This is a genomic window from Hansschlegelia sp. KR7-227, assembly GCF_049446035.1.
GTDB lineage: Bacteria > Pseudomonadota > Alphaproteobacteria > Rhizobiales > Methylopilaceae > Methylopila.
On record NZ_JBMSEA010000001.1, the window covers coordinates 753,787 to 773,955 of the forward strand.

Consider the following 20,169-nt stretch of genomic DNA (forward strand, 5'->3'; position numbering starts at 1 on the left):
TCCCGTGCAGTCTTGCGCTATGGCCCGGTGGGGGAATGGCTACCCGGGGGGCGGGAACGTCTCTTCATCCTGGTTCAAATCCAGGCTGGGCCTCCAAAATTGAAGCGGCGTCTCCAGGATCTGGAGACGCCGCTTCCGTTTTCGTCCGCCGAGGGCGGCGGATCAGTCGCCCGGCCGGTCCCCATGCGGCCGGGCGTCCTCGTGCGTGTCCGGAGCGGAGAGGGGCGGAAATCCGTTCCGTCGCCGGTTCGCGGCGGGGGTCAACGCTCGAGGGGCCCTTGGTCGAGGAAGCCGGCGTTCAGTCCCGATCGGGACGAAGCTCCGTCGACCGACGCCGTCGCCAGGATGGCCAGGGCGGCGGCCGCAATCAGGACCGCGGTCGCCGCGAACGCCGTTTTCAGGCCTGTCACGCGCATCGTCGGTTTGATCATTGCGACCTCCTCGATGTTTCGAGTCCCGAGACTAAGGATCGCGACTGAACGCTGTCTGGCTCGCGCGTTCATCATGCGTTCACGGCGGGATCGCTTGCGGGAGACCGCCGCCGCGGGGTAAGCACGGCGCCCTAACGCTGCCGGAGCCGCAATGCCTCGCATCGCCATCTATCCCGGCTCGTTCGACCCGGTGACCAACGGCCATCTCGATATCGTCGCGCGCGCGTGCCGGCTCGTCGATCGGCTGGTGGTCGCGATCGGGACCCATGCGGGCAAGACGCCGCTGTTCTCGATCGAGGAGCGTTCGACGATGCTCACCGAGACCTGCCGGCCGCTGGCGGAGCGCTGCGGAACGGCGTTCGAGGTCGGAACGTTCGACGGGCTCGTCGTCGACGCCGCACGACGGTTCGAGGCGACTCTCCTGGTGCGGGGGCTGCGCGACGGAACAGATTTCGACTATGAGATGCAGATGGCCGGCATGAACGCCGAACTCGACGCCGGACTACAGACCGTATTTCTGCCGGCCGCGCCCTCGGTGCGCCCGATCAACGCCACGCTCGTCCGCCAGATCGCGGCGATGGGCGGCGACGTCTCCCCCTTCGTCCCGGACGTCGTCGTCGGCCGGCTCGCCGCCCGCTTCGCCTCCTGACCGCCCGCAGCGGCGCGGCTCTGAACACTCTGGCCTTGAGGTTCCATGTCATGAAACTGCTCGCCGCCCTTCTCACGGCCATAGCGCTCGTCGCGCCGGGCGCCGCAACCGCCGCGCCCAAGGCGCCGGCCGGCCCGACCGTCGTCATGGAGACCACCAAGGGAACCGTGACCATCCGGCTGAGACCCGACCTCGCGCCGAAGCATGTTGAGCGCATCAAGCAACTCGTGGCCGAGAAATTCTATGACGGCGTGCCGTTCCACCGGGTCATCGCGGGCTTCATGGCGCAGACCGGCGACCCCACCGGGACGGGCGAAGGCGGCTCGAAATACCCAGATCTGCCGGCCGAGTTTTCGCGCGAGAGCTTCAAGCGCGGCGTCGTCGGTATGGCGCGGACGTCCGATCCGAACAGCGCCAACAGCCAGTTCTTCATCTGCTTCGCGCCGGCCCCATGGCTCGACGGGCAGTACACCGTCGTCGGCGAGGTCACCGAGGGCATGGACGTCATCGACCAGCTCAAGAAGGGGCAGGGCGGCGGCGGCACGGTCGCCAGCCCCGACAAGGTCAAATCGATCCGCCTCGCAGGCGGGCCTGGCTGAGACGCCGCCGTCCCGGCGATTCCATTCAAGGAGACTGAAATGAGCGATCCCGAAAACACGCTGCTGCTCGACACGACAAAGGGCGCCATCGTCATCGAAATGCGCCCCGACCTCGCGCCCGAGCACGTCGCGCGGGTGAAGGAGCTGGTGCGCGAAGGCTTCTACGACGGGGTGGTCTTCCACAGGGTCATCGACGGCTTCATGGCGCAGACGGGCTGCCCCGAGGGCACGGGCCGCGGCGGCTCGGGCAAGAAGCTCAAGGCGGAGTTCTCGAAGGAGAAGCACACCCGCGGCACGGTGTCGGCCGCGCGCGCCATGGACCCGAATTCGGCCGACAGCCAGTTCTTCATCTGCTTCGAGGACGCGCCCTGGCTGGACGGACAGTACTCCGTGTGGGGCAAGGTCACGGACGGCATGAACAACGTGGACAACATCAAGCGTGGCGAGCCGGTCGCCGACCCCGACAAGATCCTGTCGATCAAGATCGCCGCCGACGCCGCCTGAGGAGGACTCGAGCGGTGCTGGCCAAGGTCGTCGTCGCGCTCCTCGCGGTGGCCGTCGGTTGCGGCCTCGCCGTGCAGAGCGTCGTCAACGCCGGCCTCGCCCGCGGGATGGCCTCCGGCGTCGTAGCGGCGACGGTGTCGTTCTGGGTGGGCACGCTGGCGCTTACCACGATCTCGGTCGCGGGCGGCGGTCTGCCGGCGGCGCTCGCCTCCGGCCGCAGCCTCGGCTGGGCGTGGTGGATCGTCGGCGGCCTTCTCGGCGCCTGCTTCGTCACGAGCATGACGCTGCTTGTGCCGCGGCTCGGCATCGCGTCGACCACCGCCTTCGTGATCGCGGGACAGCTGACAGCCGCCGCCGTCCTCGATCATTTCGGACTGCTCGGCCTGGACATCCAGCCGTTGACCCTGGCGCGTCTCGCCGGCATCGGTCTGCTGATCGCCGGCGCCGTGCTCGTCCGCCTGTACTAGACGCCGGCCGCCGGCGCCGGAGCTTTCCCGAGATGGACGTCGCGCTGTTCGACTTCGACCTGCCGGACGAGCTGATCGCGCTTCGGCCGGCCGTCCCTCGCGACGCCGCCAGGCTGCTGGTCGTTCGGCCCGGGGCAGAGCTGGAGCTCGAGGACCGCGTCGTCGCCGACCTTCCCGACCTCCTTGCGCCGGGCGACGCGCTGGTCGTCAACGCGACACGAGTGATCCCCGCGCGTCTGGCCGCCGTCCGCCATCGCGGCGACGGGGCGGCCCGGGTCGAACTCATGCTTCACCAGCGCCTCGACGCCAGCCGCTGGAAAGCCTTCGCAAGACCAGCCAAGAAGCTCGCGGCCGGCGACCGCGTGACGGCGGGCGAGGCTGGAGCAGGCGAGGTTTGCCTGCTCGGCGCTCTCGACGCCACGGTGGAGGCGCGCGGCGAAGGCGGAGAGGTGACGCTTCGCTTCGACCTCGCGGGTCCCGATCTCGACGCCGCGATCGCGGCGGCCGGGGAACTGCCGCTGCCTCCCTACATCGCGGGCCGCCGCGCCACCGACGCGCAGGACGCCGCCGACTATCAGACGATGTTTGCCCGGGAGCCCGGCGCGGTCGCCGCTCCGACGGCCGGGCTCCATTTCACGCCGTCCCTTCTGGCCGCCCTGCAGGCGCAAGGCGTGACGCGCCACGAGACGCTGCTGCATGTCGGCGCCGGCACCTTCCTCCCGGTGAAGGCCGAGGACACCGACGACCACAAGATGCACTCCGAATGGGGCGCGCTCGACGTCGCGACGGCCGAAGCGTTGAACGAGACGCGCGCCCGCGGCGGGCGCGTCGTCGCTGTCGGCAGCACCTCTACGCGGTTGCTTGAAAGCGCGATCGGCGCGGACGGACGGCTCGCGGCCTTCTCGGGAGAGACCGACATCTTCATCACGCCGGGCACGCCGTTCCGGGCCGTCGACGCCATGCTGACCAACTTTCACCTTCCGCGTTCGACCCTGATGATGCTGATCGCGGCCTTCGCCGGACTCGACGTCGTCAGACGCGCCTACGCTCATGCGATCGCCGAACGCTATCGCTTCTATTCCTATGGCGACGCCTGCCTGTTCCTGCCGGAGCGCCGGTTGTGAGCGTGGGGGATACGGCGTGCGTGCTTCGAGACGGCCCTCTGGGCCTCCTCAGCATGAGGGGGGCTGAGGTTTCCATTCCACGCGGTCCTCATGCTGAGGAGCATCGCGCCAGCGATGCGTCTCGAAGCACGCAGGCGGGCCCCGCAACCGGTCCGCGTCGATGAGCCAGATCCCCTTCCGCATCTCCGCGACCGACGGCGCCGCCCGCGTGGGCGAACTGGAATTTCCGCGTGGCGAGATCCGCACGCCAGCTTTCATGCCGGTCGGCACGGCGGCCACCGTGAAGGCGATGTACCCGGAGCAGGTGCGGGAGACCGGGGCCGACGTCGTGCTCGGCAACGTCTACCACCTGATGCTGCGGCCGGGCGCCGAGCGGGTCGCGGCTCTCGGCGGCCTCCACCATTTCATGCGCTGGCCTCGCCCGATCCTGACCGACAGCGGCGGTTTCCAGGTCATGTCGCTGGCGGCGCTGCGGAAGCTTGACCGCGACGGCGTGACCTTCCGCTCCCATGTCGACGGCTCGCAGCATCGGCTGACGCCAGAGCGGTCCGTGGAGATCCAGCGCCTGCTCGGTTCGGACGTCACCATGCAGCTCGACGAATGCGTGCGCCTTCCGGCGACGCCCGAGGAGGTGGAGCGCGCGATGCTCCTCTCGCTCGACTGGGCGGAGCGGTCGAAGGCGGCGTTCGGGGCGCCGGAGGGCAGGGCGCTGTTCGGCATCGTGCAGGGCGGCGACGTCGCCGAACTCCGCAAACGTTCGGCGCGCGGCCTCGTGCGCCTTGGTTTCGACGGCTACGCCATCGGCGGCCTCGCGGTCGGCGAGCCGCAGGACACCATGCTCGCGATGCTCGACGAGACCGTGCCGGAGCTGCCGGCCGACCGGCCCCGCTATCTCATGGGAGTCGGCGCGCCGGACGACCTCTTGAAGGCGATCGCGCGCGGCGTCGACATGTTCGACTGCGTGATGCCGACCCGCGCCGGACGGCACGGGCAGGCCTATACCCGCTTCGGTCGGATCAACCTTAAGAACGCGCGCCACGCCGACGACCCGCGTCCGCTCGACGAGGAGAGCGACTGCCCCGCTCTGCGGGACTACTCCCGCGCCTATCTGCACCACCTCGTCAGATCCGGGGAGATCCTGGGCATGATGCTGCTGACTTGGGCCAATTTGGCGACCTATCAGGCGCTGATGGCGGGCGCGCGGGCGGCGATCGCCGAGGGTCGCTTCGAGGCTTACGCCGCGGCGGCGAGCGTCGGCCGAGAGCCGCAGGAAGGGTGACGCCGGGGTCGCCCCACTTTGGTAGCGTGAGCGTTTCTAGTGCGCCCTTTCACAGTGATCGCGTGTACCTGTTACAGAGATCCGGCGTCGGGTGACGAAGCGTTACACAACGCGGGCATAGGATTGGGGGCGTACGCAGTTTCCCTCAATTGCGCGAAGGCGCGCCGAGGGCATATTCACTCGATCATTAGCGGCCCCTCCGACTTCTGAGGCCGCTTCAACCGCAGGGACGGTCGATGGCTCAGACGAGCGATCAGGGCAAAGGGCCCGGCGCCGAGGCGCTGAAGCAGGTGCGTCTGGAGCTCCGCTCGGCGGTCGGCCTGCTTTCGGTCTTCAGCGTGGCGATCAACATCCTGCTGCTCGTGCCGTCGCTGTACATGATGCAGGTCTACGACCGCGTGCTGCGGTCGGGCGTCGTCGAGACGCTGATCTACATCACCCTGATCGCCGCAGCCTCCATTGCGGTTTACGCCGCCCTTGAAACCATCCGTCTGCGCGCTCTCGCCCGTATCGGCGAATGGATCGAGGACCGGCTGTTCGAGCCCGTGTTCGCCGCCGCCATGGGCGCGGAGCGGGGGCTGGTGAAGACCACCGGCGCGCAGGAAGGCACGCCCTTCAACGATCTGCGGACGGTGCGCAGTTTTCTCTCCGGCCCGACGCTGCCGTCGCTCTGCGACGTGCCGTGGGTGCCGATGTTCCTGTTCTGCTGCCTCTTGATCCATCCATATCTCGGGCTGCTCGGCCTCGTATTTTCGGTGCTGATCGTCGCCCTCGCGCTGCTCAACGACCGCGTCACCAAGCCGGCGACCGAGCGGGTGCAGCAGGGTCACCAGGAGGCGCAGCGCGTGCTGGCGGAGGCGGCGCGCAACGTCGACAGCGTATCGGCGATGGGACTCGCTCGTCCGCTCGCGGAGAAGGCGAGCCGGGCCAATCAGGCCTCGATGTCCATCCTCGCCGACGCCACCGACCGCGGCACGCTTATGATCGGCGCGGGCAAGTTCCTTCGCGTCGTGGCGCAGATCTGCACGCTCGCCTTGGGCGCATGGCTCTCGCTGTCCGGACACATCACGCCGGGCGGCATGATCGCGAGTTCGATCATCCTGTCGCGCGCTCTTGCTCCGCTCGATCAGTCGATCGCGGCCTGGCGCGGCCTGCAGCAGTGCCGGCTGGCCTGGGGTCGCATCGGAAGGCTTCTGAACGCCGCGGGCGCCTTGATCGAGAACCCGATCGCGCTGCCCACGCCCGAGGGCCGGCTGACGATCGAGGGCGTCACCATCATGACGCCGTCCAACGACAAGGCGATCCTCGCCAGCGTCTCGCTCACCGTGAAACCAGGCGAGAGCATCGCCTTCATCGGGCCGTCGGGGTCGGGCAAGTCGACGCTCTGCCGCGCGATCGTCGGCAGCAGGACGCCGACGCGAGGCACCGTCCGGCTGGACGGCGGCGACATCATGCTGTGGCGCGACGACCAGCGCCGGAAGTTCGTGGGCTATCTCGCGCAGGGCACCGAGCTGTTCTCAGGCCGGGTCCGCGACGTCATCGCCCGCTTTGACGAGCCGGACGACGCGGCCGTGGTGGAGGCCGCCAAGCTCGCCGGCTGCCACGACCTGATCCTCTCTTTGCCGCAGGGCTACGACACGATGCTCGCGAATGGCGGCGCGATGCTGTCGGGCGGGCAACGTCAGCGCATCGCGCTCGCGCGGGCGGTCTATGGCGACACCCGCATGGTCGTGCTTGACGAACCGAATGCGAGCCTCGACGGCGAGGGCGAGCGCGCGCTGGTCAACTGCATCGCGACGTTGAAGCAGCGGGGCGTCACCGTCGTTCTTGTGACGCACAAGCCGGCGCTCGCCCATCTCGCGGACCGCGTCGCGGTCATGCAGAACGGGCAGGTCACCAAACTCGGCCCTCCGACCGAGGTGCTTCGCGAGCTCGTCGGCCCGGTGAAGTCGGACGTCCGCGCCATTCCTGGGGGAGCCCGATGAGCAAGACCGCGGTCACGGCGGCCGACGGAGGCGCGTCGTTCGTCCAGCGCCCCCAGAAGCTCGCGGCCCGCCTGCGCGGCGTGGCGCTCGCCGGCGGCGTGGTGATCTTCGGGTTCATGGGCGGGTTCGCCGTGTGGGCGGCGACGGCGCCTCTGTCGGCGGGGGCCGCCGTGCGCGGCGTCGTCAGCCCTGAAGGCAGCCGGAAGTCGATCCAGCATCTCGAGGGCGGCATCGTCCGGGAAATCCTCGTCAGGGACGGGGACATCGTGAAGCGCGGACAACCCCTGATCACGCTCGAGCGGACCCAGGCGCAGGCGGCGTTCGGCCAGATCCGCAACACGCTGTCTCGGCGGCAAGCCGAAGCCGCGCGCCTGACGGCGCAGCTGTCGGGCGCCACCGCCATCGACTTCTCCGCCGCGCTCGCGAACGCCGACGGCGATCCCAACTTCACCGACTTCGTCGAGGGTCAGAAGGCGCTCTTCACCACAAGCGTGCGGGAGGTCGCCGAGCGCGAGGAGCTGCTGAGGACGCAGATCACGAAGCTGAAGGCGCAGGCCGACGGCAACAGGGCGCGCATCGACGGGTCGATCGCGCAACGCGACCTGATCGACATCGAAATCGCCGACACCAAGGGCCTGTTCGACAAGGGCCTGGCCCGCAAGCCGCAGATGCTGGCTCTTCAGCGCCGCCGATCGGAGCTCGACACCGACATCGCCGCTCTGAACGCCGACATCAGGCGCGCCGAGATCGAGGCGGTGGAGAAGGAGATCACCCTCCGCAACGCGCGGACGACCTTCCTGAACGAGAGTTCGACGGAGCTGTCCAAGGCGCGTTCCGAGATCGCAGGCCTGCAGGCGCGTCTCGCCGCGACGTCGGACGTTCTGTCCCGCACGCAGGTGCTCTCGCCGGACGACGGCTATGTCCTCAACCTTCAGGTCAAGACGGTCGGCGGCGTGGTTCGTCCGGGCACCGAGATCATGCAGATCGTGCCGATGGACGGCGACCTCATCATCGAAGGCCGCGTCGCGCCGCAGGAGATCCGTAACATCGAGGCCGGCCAGCCGGCGCGGGTGTCCTTCACGTCGTTCCCGATGCGCGACATGCCGATGATTCCCGGCCGCGTGCTGACGGTCGCGGCTGACATCATCACCGATCCGCAGACCCGCGAGAGTTATTACGCCACCAAAATCGCGGTCGACCGGCAGGCCTTCGCGGCCTACGCCAAGCTCGAGGACATGAAGCCCGGCACGCCCGTCGAAGCTTACGTCGAGTCGCATAAGCGGGTCGCGATGGAGTATTTCATCGATCCGGTCGTGCACTCCTTCCGCAAGAGCTTCCGCGAACAGTGACGACAGCGGCCCGGCCGCGGCTCTCTAACAGACGTTGCTTGAAACCTGCTGACCAGGGCGCGCCGTACGCGCAGCGGCGATCGCGGTCGTTCCGTTCGCCCCACGGCGGCGGCGAGCGGGCGCGGCCTCGCCCGGCATAGGCCAAAAGGCGCGCGCGACCTCGCCGCGGCCGGCCCGGCTTGCTGGAAGGATTCCAAGCCACCTATGATGACCGCCATCAGCCGATAGGCGCGGTCGATGGACACGCCGTCGGGCCAATCACGACGGGGGAGACGTCCCATGCTCGAATCGAAGGCCGAGACGCATCTGGGGGCGTGCCCGCATGACTGCCCCGACACCTGCGCCATGATCTACACGACCGAGGGCGACACTCTCGTCTCGGTGAGGGGCAATCCTGAACACCCGATGACGCGCGGATCGCTGTGCGTGAAGGTCAAGGATTTCGAGAAGCACCACTACAATCCCGATCGCTTGATGCACCCGATGAAGCGGGTCGGAGCGAAAGGCGAAGGCCGGTTCGAGCGAATCTCGTGGGACGAGGCGATCGACACGATCCATGCCCGCTTCAGCGACACGATCGCGACGCATGGGCCGCAGGCGATCCTGCCCTACAACTATCTCGGCAACGAAGGCCTGGTGCAGGGGCTCACCGTCGGAGACGCCTTCTTCAACAAGCTGGGCGCGACCGTCGCCGAGAAGACCTTCTGCGGCTCGGGTTCGTGCACGGCGTGGCTGCTCACGGTCGGCCCGACCAACGGCATGGATCCGCTGTCCTTCGCGCAGTCCAAGCTCATCATCATCTGGGGCTGCAACTCGGTCTCGACCAACATCCACCACTGGCACATCGTCAAGGACGCGCAGAAGCATAACGGCGCGCGCGTGGTGGTGATCGACCCCTACAAGTCCCGCACCGCCAAGGAGGCCGACTGGCACATCCAGCCGAAGCCCGGCACCGACGGCGCGCTCGCGATGGCGATGATCAACGTGATCATCAACGGCAACCTGACCGACATGGACTATGTCGAGAAGCACACCGTCGGCTTCGACGAACTGAAGGAGCGGGCGCAGGCCTTTACGCCGGAATACGCCGAAACGCTCTGCGGCGTGCCGGCCGAAGACATCCGCATGCTGGCCCATGAATACGCGACGACCCGCAACGCGGCGCTGCGGCCTGGCGTTGCGGTCGAACGTTCAGCCGGCGGCAGCCAGGCCCTGCGGGCGATCTTCTCGCTGCCCGCCCTGACCGGCGCCTGGAAGGACCCCGGCGGCGGCGTCTACCAGATGCCGCTGTGGGAATTCCCGGTGCACTGGGACCGGGTGTGCCGTCCAGATCTGATCCCGGAAGGCACGCGCACCATCAACGTGCTGAAACTTGGGGCGGCGCTGACCGGAGAGAGCGACCTGGATCCGGGCGTACACGCGCTGATGGTCTACAATTGCAACCCGGTCTCGCAATCCGCGGACACCGACAAGATCGTGAAGGGGCTCGAGCGCGAGGACCTGTTCACCGTCGTCAGCGATCATTTCGTGACGGACACGGCGCGTTACGCCGACATTCTGCTGCCCGCGACCATGGCGGCGGAGCAGGACGACATGATGTTCTCCTGGGGCCACTTCTTCTTCACGCTGAACGAAAAGGCGATCCCCGCCCCCGGCGAGACCATCTCGAACGCCGAGCTGTTTCGCCGTTTGGCGAAGCGCTTCGGCTTCGACGAGCCGCAGTTCTCCATGAGCGAGAAGGAGCTCATGGAGTGGTACATCGACTGGTCCTCGCCGAAAATGGCGGGCTGCGACATGGATCACTTCCGCACGGTCGGTTACTGGCGGCTCGCGGTCGGCGATCCGGCGACGCGCACGCCGCACGCCGAGGGCGATTTCCCGACGGCGTCGGGCAAGGTCGAGTTCTTCTCCCAGGCGGCTAAGGACAACGGCAACTTCGTCGCGCCGCCCTTCCGCCAGATGTACGAGAAGATGCAGGGCGGCGAGGCGCTCGACCCGCTGCCGGGCTACGTCGCGCCTTTCGAAAGCGCGGAGACCTCGCCCGATGAGGCCAGGCGGTTCCCGCTCAACATCGTATCGCCCAAGAGCCACGGCTTCCTGAACTCGCAATACGCCAACGAAGCCCACAAGATCAGAATCCAGGGCGAGCAGGCGATTCTGATCAACCCGGCCGACGCCGGCGCGCGCGGGGTGGCGGATGGCGCGCTCGTCCAGGTGTTCAACGGCCGCGGCCAGTTTCACGGCGCCGCCAAGGTGACCGAGGACGTGCCGCCCGGCGTGGTGGTCGCGTCACTCGGGTATTGGCGCTCGTTGAACCGCGACGGGGCGGTCAACATCATTTCGTCCTCGGCCTATGGCGGCATGGGCCATTCGCCGACCTTCAGCGACAACCTCGTCGAGGTCCGTCTCGCGGGCTGAGCGTTCGCCTCGACGCTTTGCGACCAGGACGACTGTTCGACGCCGGCGGCTCGCATGAGCCGCCGGCGTTTTCATCCGCGTTCATCCGCCGCATCGGCTCTCCGGCCGGGGAACCTCCTCGGCCGCGAGATGTTGGGAGTGAAAGCACCACGCGGCGGGCGAAGCTCGCCGCAGCGTCGAGGAGGTTCCCCATGCCTGCAGAATCCAACGTCGCACGCGTCTGGGAGCTGGTCGACGAGATCGGCGTGTGCATGCTGACCTCGAAGGCCGGCTCCGATCTGCGCGCCCGTCCGATGCACGCGATGGCCGACCGGGACGTTGGCGAGATCGCTTTTTTCACCGACGCGCGCGCCCACAAGGACGACGAGATCGCCCGTGCGCCCGAGGTGTGTCTCGCGTTCGCGAAGCCCGATTCCAACACCTACGTTTCCTTGTCCGGGGCAGCTGTGGTCTCGAACGACCGCGCGGCGATCAAGGCGCATTGGGGCGAGATGGCGAAGACGTGGTTCCCGGACGGGCCGGACGACCAGAACATTCGCCTCCTCCTCGTGACGCCGCACGCCGGCGAATACTGGGACGGCACGGCGAACCCGCTCGTCGTGGCCTTCGAGGTCGCGAAGGCGCGCGCGAAGCACGAGCGGCCGGACCTCGGCGAGAACCGCAAGGTCGCGCTCGGGTGAAGGCTCATGTCTCAGCCGCGATAGGAAGGAACTCCGTGATGGCAGCTTCCGACGTGCCGACGCCTCCGATCCCCACGCCCGGGGAGCCGATTCGCCCGCCGGTCCCGGACGAGACGCCGACTCCGGGGCAGGACATCGTTCCCCCGCCGCAACCCAACGAGATTCCGATTCAAGACCCCGACATCGTGCCGAATCCGGACCCGGGCATCGATCCGTCCATCGACGAGCCGGCCCGGCCCGGCCCTGGCCCGATCAATCCGCCTCCTGTGTGATCGTTCCACCCGGCGCCCGCGCCGTGTCAGGCCGCCAGCGGCCGCGGCGCAAGCGCGGGGATCGCCGACCCTCGATGGTTCGGGCTGTGATATGAGCGCCCCGCCGTCTGGCCTACGATGAGGTTGGCTAAAGGCGCGCGCCTCGGAGCGCCACGCCTCAATTAAGGTCGTCACAGGGGGTTGGTGAGCGCGCTGGGACTCGAACCCAGGACCTACAGATTAAAAGTCCGTTGCTCTACCAGCTGAGCTACGCGCTCCCGCAGCCCGCGGGCGGGGTCATCTAGCATCCTCAGCCGCATCACGCGAGCCTCTTCGCGGCGACGCTAGGTCTCAGGCCCGGCAGAAGAGGGCATGGCGTTTCTGCCTATCGCGGTCGCTGCGGGCCCCCCGTCATTTGACGCCGATCCCCGTCGGCGATCGCCGCCCAGATCAGGGGCGATGTGCCCGCCTCTCGAGCGGGGGCAGGCGGGGCAGGCGCGATTGACCGCGCTTGGCAGGCGCCGATAGAATTCGGAATTCCAAATTGTAAGGGCGCTAGGCCTCGTGCTCGAGCTTTCTGTTTCGCCGAACCTGATCCAGCAGGTCTATGACCGTCTGCTGTCGGCGATCATCGACCATTCCCTCGCGCCCGGCGCACGCATACGGCAGCAGGAGTTGGCCGAGCGCCTTGGCGTGTCGCGCCAGCCGGTGAGCCATGCGCTGCACCTGCTGCATCGACAGGGACTGGTGGCGGAGAGCGGGCGGAAGGGCTTTCAGGTCGCGCCGCTCGACCCCGAACGCATCCGCCAGGTCTATGAGGTGCGCAGCGCTCTCGACGCGCTCGCCGCGCGCCTCGCCGCGGCCCGCGCGGCTTGCTGCGCGGGAGATCGCGCCGTGCTTCAGACGACGCTCGCCGCAGGCGGGGCGGTCGACGCGCAGACGCCGCTCGGCGACCTCATAGCGCTCGACGTCGACTTCCACCGCGCGCTGTACCGGCTCTCCGGCAATCCTGCGATCGAGGAGATGGCCGGTCCGCAGTGGCCGCACATGCGCCGCTCAATGGCGGCGGTGCTGACCGACACGGATTACCGCACGCGGGTGTGGGCCCAGCATCGCGAGATCGCGGGGAGGGTCCTGGCCGGCGACGGACCGGGCGCGGAGGGGGCGGCGCAGGCCCACGCTCTCGACGCCGGACGCGCGACGGAGGAACGACTGAGGTCGCTGCAATCCGCGGCCTGAGACCGCCAAGAAAACCAGAAGGGAGGACGCGATGAGGCTGAACCAGGAGCAGATCGAACAGTTCCACACCGAAGGCTGGCTGCTGTTGCCGGAGTTGTTCACCTCCGAGGAGGTCGACCTTCTGCGCCGCGAGGCGCTCGCCATCTATAGCGAGCAGCGGCCTGAGGTGTGGCGCGAGAAGGATGGCGCGCCCCGCACGGCCTTCGCGGCCCACACTTACAACGAGGCGTTCCGCCTGCTAGGCGCGCATCCGCGCATGATCGGTCCGGTTGAACAGTTGTTCGGCGAGCGCGTCTACATGCATCAGTACAAGATCAACGCGAAATCCGCCTTCACCGGCGCGGTCTGGCAATGGCATCAGGACTACGGCACCTGGAAGCGCGACGACGGCATGCCGGAGCCGCGGGCCATGAACATCTCGGTCTTCCTCGACGAGGTCATGCCGATCAACGGCCCGCTGATGCTCGTGCCCCGCAGCCATAACGCCGGCGACCTCAAGGCGTCGCATGACCTCGAGACGACGTCCTACCCGCTGTGGACGCTCGACGAGGAGACGGTGACGCGTCTGGTCGCTGAGGGCGGCATCGTCGCGCCGACGGGAAAGGCCGGCAGCATGCTGATGTTCCACGGCAATCTGGTGCACGGCTCCGCCGGCAACATCACCCCCTATCCCCGCAAGATCGTGTATCTGACGCTCAATGCCTGCTCGAACTACATCCGCACGCCGACCAGGCCTGAATTCATCGCGCACCGGGACTTCCGTCCGATCGAAACGGTGGATGACGATTCGCTGGTCCAACTGGCCCGCGCGCCCCGTCAGGCCGCCGAGTAACGCGGAAGGGCTTGGGAAAGCGGCTGCGTCTGCGCCCGGCCCGGCGCTCGGCAGGGTCAGGATGATGCGGCGCGCGAGCCGGGCTCAGGCCTGGCCGGCGCTGCGCGGCGAATGCGAAAGGCGCGCGCCGGCCCGTCGACGATCTCGATCAACTCGTCGCCGGTCGTCCTCACGAAATGAGGCACGTCGACCGCGGCGAGCGGGTCATCGCAGAACGCGATTAAGGTCGAACCCGGCTCCATGCCTCGCAACGCCTTGCGGATCCTGAGGACGGGCAGGGGGCAGCGCAGCCCCCGCAAGTCGAGTCGGACGAGGTCCTCGTTCAGCGCTTTGACCATTTCCACCTTCTTGGCTTGATCGAATACGTCTATCAGCCGACGGCTATCTGCACACGGTTGCGAGAGCCTGCTCTTGAGCTTCGCTAACAGCTTATCTTCACACGTCTTTTCGTCGGTGTTCCAAACTAGAGGCGTTTGACATTCGAAGGATTCAAATCGTAGCTTCCTCGTGAGCCGTCGGCATGGCGCCGACGCAACATCCGTGCGTGACCGGTGGGCGCGCCGGCCTATCGAGGGAGGATGCTTCCCCAATGATCGGCGAATTTTCGCGAAGGCAGTTCTTGAAAACTGCAGGCGCAGGCATCGCCGGGACGACGCTCGGAGCAATGGGCTTCGGCGGCGCAGAGCAGGCCTTGGCCCAGGCGGTGCGTCCCTTCAAGCTTGCAAAGACGACGGAGACCCGGAACACCTGCCCGTATTGTTCGGTGGCGTGCGGCATCCTGATGTACGGGATCGGCGACGGCTCGGCGAACAACAAGCAGTCCATCATGCACATCGAGGGGGATCCGGACCATCCGGTGAACCGCGGGACGCTGTGCCCCAAGGGCGCCGCGCTGCTCGATTTCGTGCGCTCGGACACGCGGCTGAAATATCCGATGCACCGCAAGCCGGGCTCGGACAAGTTCGAGCGCGTGACGTGGGATTTCGCGCTCGACCGCATCGCGCGGCTGATGAAGGACGATCGCGACCAGAACCTCGTCGAGACGTCGAAAGACGGCGTGAGGGTCAACCGCTGGGCGACGACGGGCTTCCTCGCGGCGTCCGCCACGACCAATGAGACCGCGACGCTGACCTACAAGGTCGTGCGTTCGGCCGGCATGGTGGTGTTCGACAACCAGGCGCGTGTTTGACACGGACCGACGGTGGCCAGTCTGGCCCCAACATTCGGTCGCGGCGCGATGACCAACTCCTGGGGCGACATCGGTTCGACCGATCTCGTCATCATCATGGGCGGCAACGCGGCGGAGGCGCATCCCTGCGGCTTCAAGTGGGTCACTGAGGCGAAGGCCAACCGCGGCGCGAAGCTGATCGTCGTCGATCCGCGCTTCACGCGGTCGGCCTCGGTCGCGGACTTCTATTGCCCGATCCGGCCAGGAACCGACATCGCTTTCCTCGGCGGCGTGATCAAGTATCTGCTGGAAAACGACAAAATCCAGCACGACTATGTCAAGGCGTACACCAACGCGTCCTATCTGGTGAACCCGGGCTACTCGTTCGCAGACGGCCTCTTCGTCGGCTACGACGAGGCGAAGCGCGACTACGACAAGTCGACCTGGGAGTATCAGACCGACGATCAGGGATTCGCCAAGATCGACGAGTCGATGCAGGACCCGAACTGCGTCTTCCAGCTGATGAAGAAGCATTTCGCGGTCTACACGCCCGAAATGGTGGAGAAAATCTGCGGATCGCCTAAGGATAAGTTCCTGAAGGTGGCCGAGATGATCTCGACGTGCTCGACGCCGACGAAGACCATGACGTCGATGTACGCTCTCGGCTGGACGCAGCATTCCAAGGGCGCGCAGAACATCCGCGCCATGGCGATGATCCAGCTGCTGCTGGGCAACATCGGCGTGCGCGGCGGCGGCATGAACGCGCTCCGCGGGCACTCCAACATCCAGGGCCTCACCGATCTTGGCCTGATGTCCAACCTGATCCCCGGCTACCTCACTCTGCCGACGGAGAAGGAGCCGGACATCAACGCCTATATGTCGACCCGCGGCTTTAAGCCGTTGCGGCCGGGCCAGATGAGCTACTGGCAGAACTACAAGAAGTTTTTCGTTTCGTTCCAGAAGTCGATGTGGGGCGCGTCCGCCACCGCGGAAAACAACTGGGCTTACGATTACCTACCAAAACTCGACGTCACCTACGACGTCCTGCGCGCCTTCGATCTGATGGCGCAGGGCAAGATGAATGGCTACTTCTGCCAGGGCTTCAATCCGCTAATGACCTTCCCCAACCGGGGCAAGATCACCGCGGGGCTGTCGAAGCTCAAGTTCCTCGTGACGATGGACCCGCTCGACACCGAAACCTCGCGGTTCTGGCAGAACCACGGCGAGTTCAACGACGTGAAAACGGCGGACATCCAGACCGAGGTGTTTCAGCTGCCGACGACCTGCTTCGCCGAGGATGAAGGCTCGCTCGTCAACTCCGGTCGGTGGCTTCAATGGCACTATCCCGGCCAGGAGGCGCCGGGCGAGGCCAAGGTCGACACCTGGATCATGGCCGGCATCCATCTCCGGCTGAAGGAGCTCTACAAGTCGGAGGGGGGCAAGTTCCCTGATCCGATCGTCCAGCTGAACTGGCCTTACGCCAATCCCGAGGAGCCCTCGCCGCAGGAGCTTGCGAAGGAGATGAACGGGTCGGCGCTCGCCGACGTCACCGACCCGAAGGATCCCGCTAAGGTGCTCGTCCAGAAGGGCAAGCAGCTCGACGGCTTCGCGCAGCTTCGGGACGACGGCTCGACCTCGTCCTTCTGCTGGATCTATTCCGGCTGCTGGACGGAGGCCGGCAACCAGATGGCCCGGCGCGACAAGAGCGATCCGGAAGGCGCCGGACTTGCGCCGAAATGGGCGTGGGCGTGGCCCGCGAATAGGCGCATTCTCTACAACCGCGCCTCATCCGACGTCGCGGGCAAGCCATGGGACGACTCCCGCAAGCTGGTCTACTGGACCGGCGAGAAGTGGGGCGGCCTCGACGTGCCGGACTACGGCCCCACCATCAAGCCGGAGCAGGCTGTCGGCCCCTTCATCATGAACCCGGAGGGCGTCGCCCGCCTGTTCACCCGCAAGATGATGCGTGACGGGCCTTTCCCCACGCATTACGAGCCGTTTGAATCCCCCGTCGCCAACGCGGTGGCGCCGAAGGTTCGCGGCAATCCGGCCGCGCGTATCTTCAAGGACGATCTCGCGGCGCTCGGAGCGTCCGACAAGTTCCCTTACGTGGGGACGAGCTACCGGCTGACCGAGCACTTCCACCAGTGGACCAAGCACGTCTGGGTCAACGCGGTGCTCCAGCCGGAATTCTTCGTGGAGATCTCGGAAGAGCTCGCGAAGGAGAAGGGCGTCGTCAAGGGCGGCTGGGTGCGCGTCTGGTCCAACCGCGGCTCGATCAAAGCCAAGGCCGTGGTCACCAAACGCATCAAGCCGCTGATCGTCGACGGCAAGCCGATCCACGTCGTCGGCATACCCCAGCACTGGGGCTTCATGGGCGCCGCCAAGAAGGGAATGAACCCGAACTCCCTGACCCCCTTCGTCGGCGACGCGAATATCGAAACGCCGGAATACAAGGCGTTCCTGGTCAACATCGAGGCGATCGCCTCGGGTCCCGTGGCGTGAGGGAGGGCTGAGAAATGGCTGATCAGTCCCTGAATCTGCTTCGTCTGTCGGCGTCGACCGACACGCCTCCGAACACCGGCTCGGCGACCATCGAGGTCGCCAAGCTGATCGACGTGTCGAAATGCATCGGTTGCAAGGCCTGCCAGTCGGCCTGCCTCGAGTGGAACAATCTGCGCGAGGAGGTCGGGGTCAACACCGGCGTCTACGACAATCCGCACGATCTGACCGCCAACAGCTGGACGCTGATGCGGTTCACGGAATGGGACAACCCGGACAACGGCAATTTCGAGTGGCTGATCCGCAAGGACGGCTGCATGCATTGCGCGGATCCGGGATGCCTCAAGGCGTGTCCCGCGCCGGGCGCGATCGTGCAATACACGAACGGCATCGTGGATTTCGTCCACGAGAACTGCATCGGTTGCGCCTACTGCATCAAGGGATGCCCCTTCAACATCCCGCGCATCTCCAAAGTCGACCACAAGGCCTACAAGTGCTCGCTGTGCTCCGACCGCGTCGCGGTCGGGCAGGGGCCGGCCTGCGCGAAGGCGTGTCCGACGGCCGCCATCATGTTCGGCACCAAGGAGGCGATGAAGGAGCAGGCGGCCAAGCGTATCGTCGACCTGAAGTCGCGGGGCTACGCCAATGCCGGGCTCTATGATCCGGCCGGCGTGGGCGGCACCCATGTGATGTATGTGCTGCACCACAACGACAAGCCGGAGATCTATGCGGGTCTGCCCCGCGAGCCGAAGATCAGCGCGCTGGTCTCGGCCTGGAAGGGCACCGGCAAGGTGTTCGCGCTCGGGGCGCTCGCCTTCGCGGCCGTCGGCGCGTTCTTCCATCACACAGTGGTCGGCCCCAACAAGGTCACCGAGCACGACGAGGAGAACGCCGCCGAACTCGCCGAGGAGGCCAAGCGGCCAACGCCTCCATCCTCCCCCGAAGCGAGGGTCGGCTGATGGCGATCGACATCGAGCACAGGCCGATCGTGCAGACGCGCACGACGGTGCGCCGCTACTCCGCCTTCGCGCGCGTCAACCACTGGATCACCGCGATCACCTTCAGCCTGCTGACGCTGAGCGGTCTCGCGCTGTTCCATCCGAGCCTCTACTTCCTCACCAGCCTGTTCGGGGGAGGGGCGCTGACGCGGGCGATCCATCCATGGCTCGGGGTCATCCTTCTGATCAGCTTCTTCGGGATGTTCCTCCAGTTCTGGCGGCAAAACCTCTGGAACCGCGACGACACCCAGTGGATGTCGCAGATCACGGACGTGGTGAAGGGCGACGAGGAGAAGCTGCCGGAACTCGAGAAGTACAACGCCGGCCAAAAGGGCGTGTTCTGGGGGCAGGCTCTGCTCATCCTGGTGCTGTTCTGCACCGGTCTCGTGATCTGGGACCAATATTTCGGCGGCTACGTCACGATCGAGACCAATAGGCTTGCGGCGCTGGTGCACGCGGTGATGGCGTTCTTTGCGATCATGCTCATCATCGTCCATATCTACGCCGGCATCTGGGTCAGGGGGTCGGTCGCCAGCATGACGCGCGGTCGGGTGACTGGCGGCTGGGCCTGGCGCCACCATCGCAAATGGCTGCGTCGCGAAGTGCGGGGCGACGGCGGCCGCCCGGAGTGACCAAATCGTCGGCGGGCGCCGAGCCCGCCGTCACATAAGCTCGAGGCCCGGCGGTCTGTCCGCCGGGCCTCGTTCGTAAAGGGAGCCCTCATGGCTGGACCTCACTCCATCGAGCCGACGCCGATCGATATCGGCGTCGTCGCCGAGGCGGCCTTTGCGGTGTCGCCGGAGCCGCGCACGATGTTTTCGACGCGAGCTGCCCGCTTCCGAGCGCTCTCAGCCGGCCATCCCCTGCAGGACTATCTCACGTTCCTCGGGGATCTCACCGAGGCCCAGCACGCGATCCAAGACGATCTCGAACAGCCGATCCCGCCGCCGGTCGAGGCGCTGGAGCGCGCCTATGAGTTCGGCATGCCGCCGATCGATCGTGGCCGATACGACGTCGACCGCGGCGCGGTGGAGGCGCTCGACCGTCTGCTCGACCGCGCCGCCACGATCGCCATGCCGGAGCCCGCCGCCGCCGCCCGGGCGCGACTCGCCGCGGCGGCGCCTGAAGCGCGCGTTCGGCTGCTCACCGACGCGCTGGAGAGCGCGGCTTCGGTCGACACGCTCGCCGACCATGTTTTCGCCGGCGCCGCGTTGCAGGTGCATTTCGCGCGACTCGCGGCGGCCGAAGTCGACGCCGCCCGGCTGAAGTCGGTCGGCGTCGGCGCTTGCCCCTGCTGCGGCGGACCGCCGGTCGCGAGCCTCGTCGTCGGCTGGGCGAGCGCGCATGGCGTGCGCTACGTCGTCTGCGCCCTGTGCGGGACGCTCTGGAACCATGTGCGCGTCAAGTGCGTCGCCTGCGATTCCACGACCGGGATCGCTTATCGCTCGCTCTCGGACGACGGTGAGTCCGTCGAGGCGGAACCGGCCCCCAAGCCGCGAGATGAGCGCACGCCCGTCAAAGCGGAGACCTGCGACACGTGTCGCTGCTACGTGAAGATACTACACCAACATCTTGATCCCGGTATCGATCCGGTCGCGGACGATGTCGCGACGCTGGGGCTCGATCTGAAGGTGCGGGAGGCCGGCTGGGCGCGGGCCGCTTTCAATCCCTATCTTCTCGGCTATTGATCAGGG

The 20,169-nt window shown here is 67.0% G+C and carries 19 protein-coding genes and 2 tRNA genes; 18 read left to right on the plus strand and 3 right to left on the minus strand.

The features are described from left to right. The first annotated feature begins 21 nt into the window (after positions 1-21). Positions 22-96, plus strand: a tRNA-Ser gene (locus tag ACO2RJ_RS03555). A gap of 164 nt (positions 97-260) precedes the next feature. Here the strand turns inward: ACO2RJ_RS03555 and ACO2RJ_RS03560 are convergent. Then, positions 261-431 (minus strand): hypothetical protein, encoded by a 171-nt coding sequence (locus tag ACO2RJ_RS03560; RefSeq protein WP_423266626.1) that lies wholly within the window; start codon positions 429-431, stop codon positions 261-263. A gap of 151 nt (positions 432-582) precedes the next feature. Between ACO2RJ_RS03560 and coaD the strand changes: the two genes are divergently transcribed. The 11 genes from coaD to ACO2RJ_RS03615 all read left to right on the plus strand — a co-directional run bounded on the left by coaD (position 583) and on the right by ACO2RJ_RS03615 (position 11,757). Next, positions 583-1,080: a pantetheine-phosphate adenylyltransferase gene (gene coaD, locus ACO2RJ_RS03565; protein WP_423266627.1), complete on the plus strand. Its 498-nt coding sequence runs from the start codon at positions 583-585 to the stop codon at positions 1,078-1,080. A 50-nt stretch (positions 1,081-1,130) separates the two neighbouring features. After that, positions 1,131-1,679: a peptidylprolyl isomerase gene (locus ACO2RJ_RS03570; RefSeq protein WP_423266628.1), complete on the plus strand. Its 549-nt coding sequence runs from the start codon at positions 1,131-1,133 to the stop codon at positions 1,677-1,679. A gap of 39 nt (positions 1,680-1,718) precedes the next feature. Beyond that, on the plus strand, positions 1,719-2,183 hold the full coding sequence (locus ACO2RJ_RS03575) for a peptidylprolyl isomerase (RefSeq protein ID WP_423266629.1): 465 nt from the start codon (positions 1,719-1,721) through the stop codon (positions 2,181-2,183). Between the two features lie 14 nt (positions 2,184-2,197). Then, positions 2,198-2,650, plus strand: coding sequence for a DMT family transporter (locus ACO2RJ_RS03580; RefSeq protein WP_423266630.1), 453 nt, complete (start codon positions 2,198-2,200; stop codon positions 2,648-2,650). Between the two features lie 32 nt (positions 2,651-2,682). Beyond that, entirely contained in the window at positions 2,683-3,774 is a 1,092-nt protein-coding gene (queA, locus tag ACO2RJ_RS03585; RefSeq protein ID WP_423266631.1) for a tRNA preQ1(34) S-adenosylmethionine ribosyltransferase-isomerase QueA, read from the plus strand. 160 nt (positions 3,775-3,934) lie between these two features. Then, positions 3,935-5,053 (plus strand): tRNA guanosine(34) transglycosylase Tgt, encoded by a 1,119-nt coding sequence (gene tgt / locus ACO2RJ_RS03590; RefSeq protein ID WP_423266632.1) that lies wholly within the window; start codon positions 3,935-3,937, stop codon positions 5,051-5,053. 236 nt (positions 5,054-5,289) lie between these two features. Beyond that, a complete protein-coding gene (locus tag ACO2RJ_RS03595) occupies positions 5,290-7,038 on the plus strand; it encodes a type I secretion system permease/ATPase (RefSeq protein ID WP_423266633.1) in 1,749 nt (582 codons plus the stop codon). Continuing rightward, positions 7,035-8,387 (plus strand): HlyD family type I secretion periplasmic adaptor subunit, encoded by a 1,353-nt coding sequence (locus ACO2RJ_RS03600; protein WP_423266634.1) that lies wholly within the window; start codon positions 7,035-7,037, stop codon positions 8,385-8,387. Before ACO2RJ_RS03595 ends, ACO2RJ_RS03600 begins: the two co-directional genes overlap by 4 nt. A 279-nt stretch (positions 8,388-8,666) precedes the next feature. Continuing rightward, positions 8,667-10,805: a molybdopterin-containing oxidoreductase family protein gene (locus tag ACO2RJ_RS03605; protein WP_423266635.1), complete on the plus strand. Its 2,139-nt coding sequence runs from the start codon at positions 8,667-8,669 to the stop codon at positions 10,803-10,805. 191 nt (positions 10,806-10,996) lie between these two features. Then, entirely contained in the window at positions 10,997-11,485 is a 489-nt protein-coding gene (locus ACO2RJ_RS03610) for a pyridoxamine 5'-phosphate oxidase family protein (protein WP_423266636.1), read from the plus strand. A 38-nt stretch (positions 11,486-11,523) separates the two neighbouring features. Then, entirely contained in the window at positions 11,524-11,757 is a 234-nt protein-coding gene (locus ACO2RJ_RS03615) for a hypothetical protein (RefSeq protein WP_423266637.1), read from the plus strand. Positions 11,758-11,938: 181 nt separating this feature from the next. On the opposite strand, the gene ACO2RJ_RS03620 is transcribed toward ACO2RJ_RS03615, so the two are convergent. Continuing rightward, positions 11,939-12,014: transfer RNA gene (locus ACO2RJ_RS03620), tRNA-Lys, on the minus strand. 286 nt (positions 12,015-12,300) lie between these two features. On the opposite strand from ACO2RJ_RS03620, the gene ACO2RJ_RS03625 reads away from it, so the two are divergent. After that, positions 12,301-12,975, plus strand: a complete 675-nt coding sequence (locus ACO2RJ_RS03625) for a GntR family transcriptional regulator (protein WP_423266638.1) — start codon at positions 12,301-12,303, stop codon at positions 12,973-12,975. Between the two features lie 31 nt (positions 12,976-13,006). Continuing rightward, positions 13,007-13,807 (plus strand): phytanoyl-CoA dioxygenase family protein, encoded by an 801-nt coding sequence (locus ACO2RJ_RS03630; protein ID WP_423266639.1) that lies wholly within the window; start codon positions 13,007-13,009, stop codon positions 13,805-13,807. Between the two features lie 56 nt (positions 13,808-13,863). Here the strand turns inward: ACO2RJ_RS03630 and ACO2RJ_RS03635 are convergent, their stop codons facing one another. Beyond that, complete coding sequence (locus tag ACO2RJ_RS03635; protein ID WP_423266640.1) at positions 13,864-14,145, minus strand: sulfurtransferase TusA family protein; 282 nt, start codon at positions 14,143-14,145, stop codon at positions 13,864-13,866. Positions 14,146-14,396: 251 nt separating this feature from the next. Between ACO2RJ_RS03635 and fdnG the strand changes: the two genes are divergently transcribed. From fdnG to fdhE, 4 genes are all read left to right on the plus strand, one after another. Next, positions 14,397-17,480 (plus strand): formate dehydrogenase-N subunit alpha, encoded by a 3,084-nt coding sequence (gene fdnG, locus ACO2RJ_RS03640; RefSeq protein WP_423266641.1) that lies wholly within the window; start codon positions 14,397-14,399, stop codon positions 17,478-17,480. A 14-nt stretch (positions 17,481-17,494) separates the two neighbouring features. Further along, the gene (gene fdxH / locus ACO2RJ_RS03645) at positions 17,495-18,436 is read left to right on the plus strand and encodes a formate dehydrogenase subunit beta (RefSeq protein WP_423266642.1); all 942 of its coding nucleotides are present in this window, start codon (positions 17,495-17,497) and stop codon (positions 18,434-18,436) included. Next, positions 18,436-19,107 carry a formate dehydrogenase subunit gamma gene (locus tag ACO2RJ_RS03650; protein ID WP_423266643.1) on the plus strand — a complete coding sequence of 224 codons (672 nt, stop codon included), beginning with the start codon at positions 18,436-18,438 and terminating at the stop codon, positions 19,105-19,107. Before fdxH ends, ACO2RJ_RS03650 begins: the two co-directional genes overlap by 1 nt. Positions 19,108-19,197: 90 nt before the next feature. After that, positions 19,198-20,163 carry a formate dehydrogenase accessory protein FdhE gene (fdhE, locus tag ACO2RJ_RS03655; RefSeq protein ID WP_423266644.1) on the plus strand — a complete coding sequence of 322 codons (966 nt, stop codon included), beginning with the start codon at positions 19,198-19,200 and terminating at the stop codon, positions 20,161-20,163. The last annotated feature ends 6 nt before the right edge of the window (positions 20,164-20,169 follow it).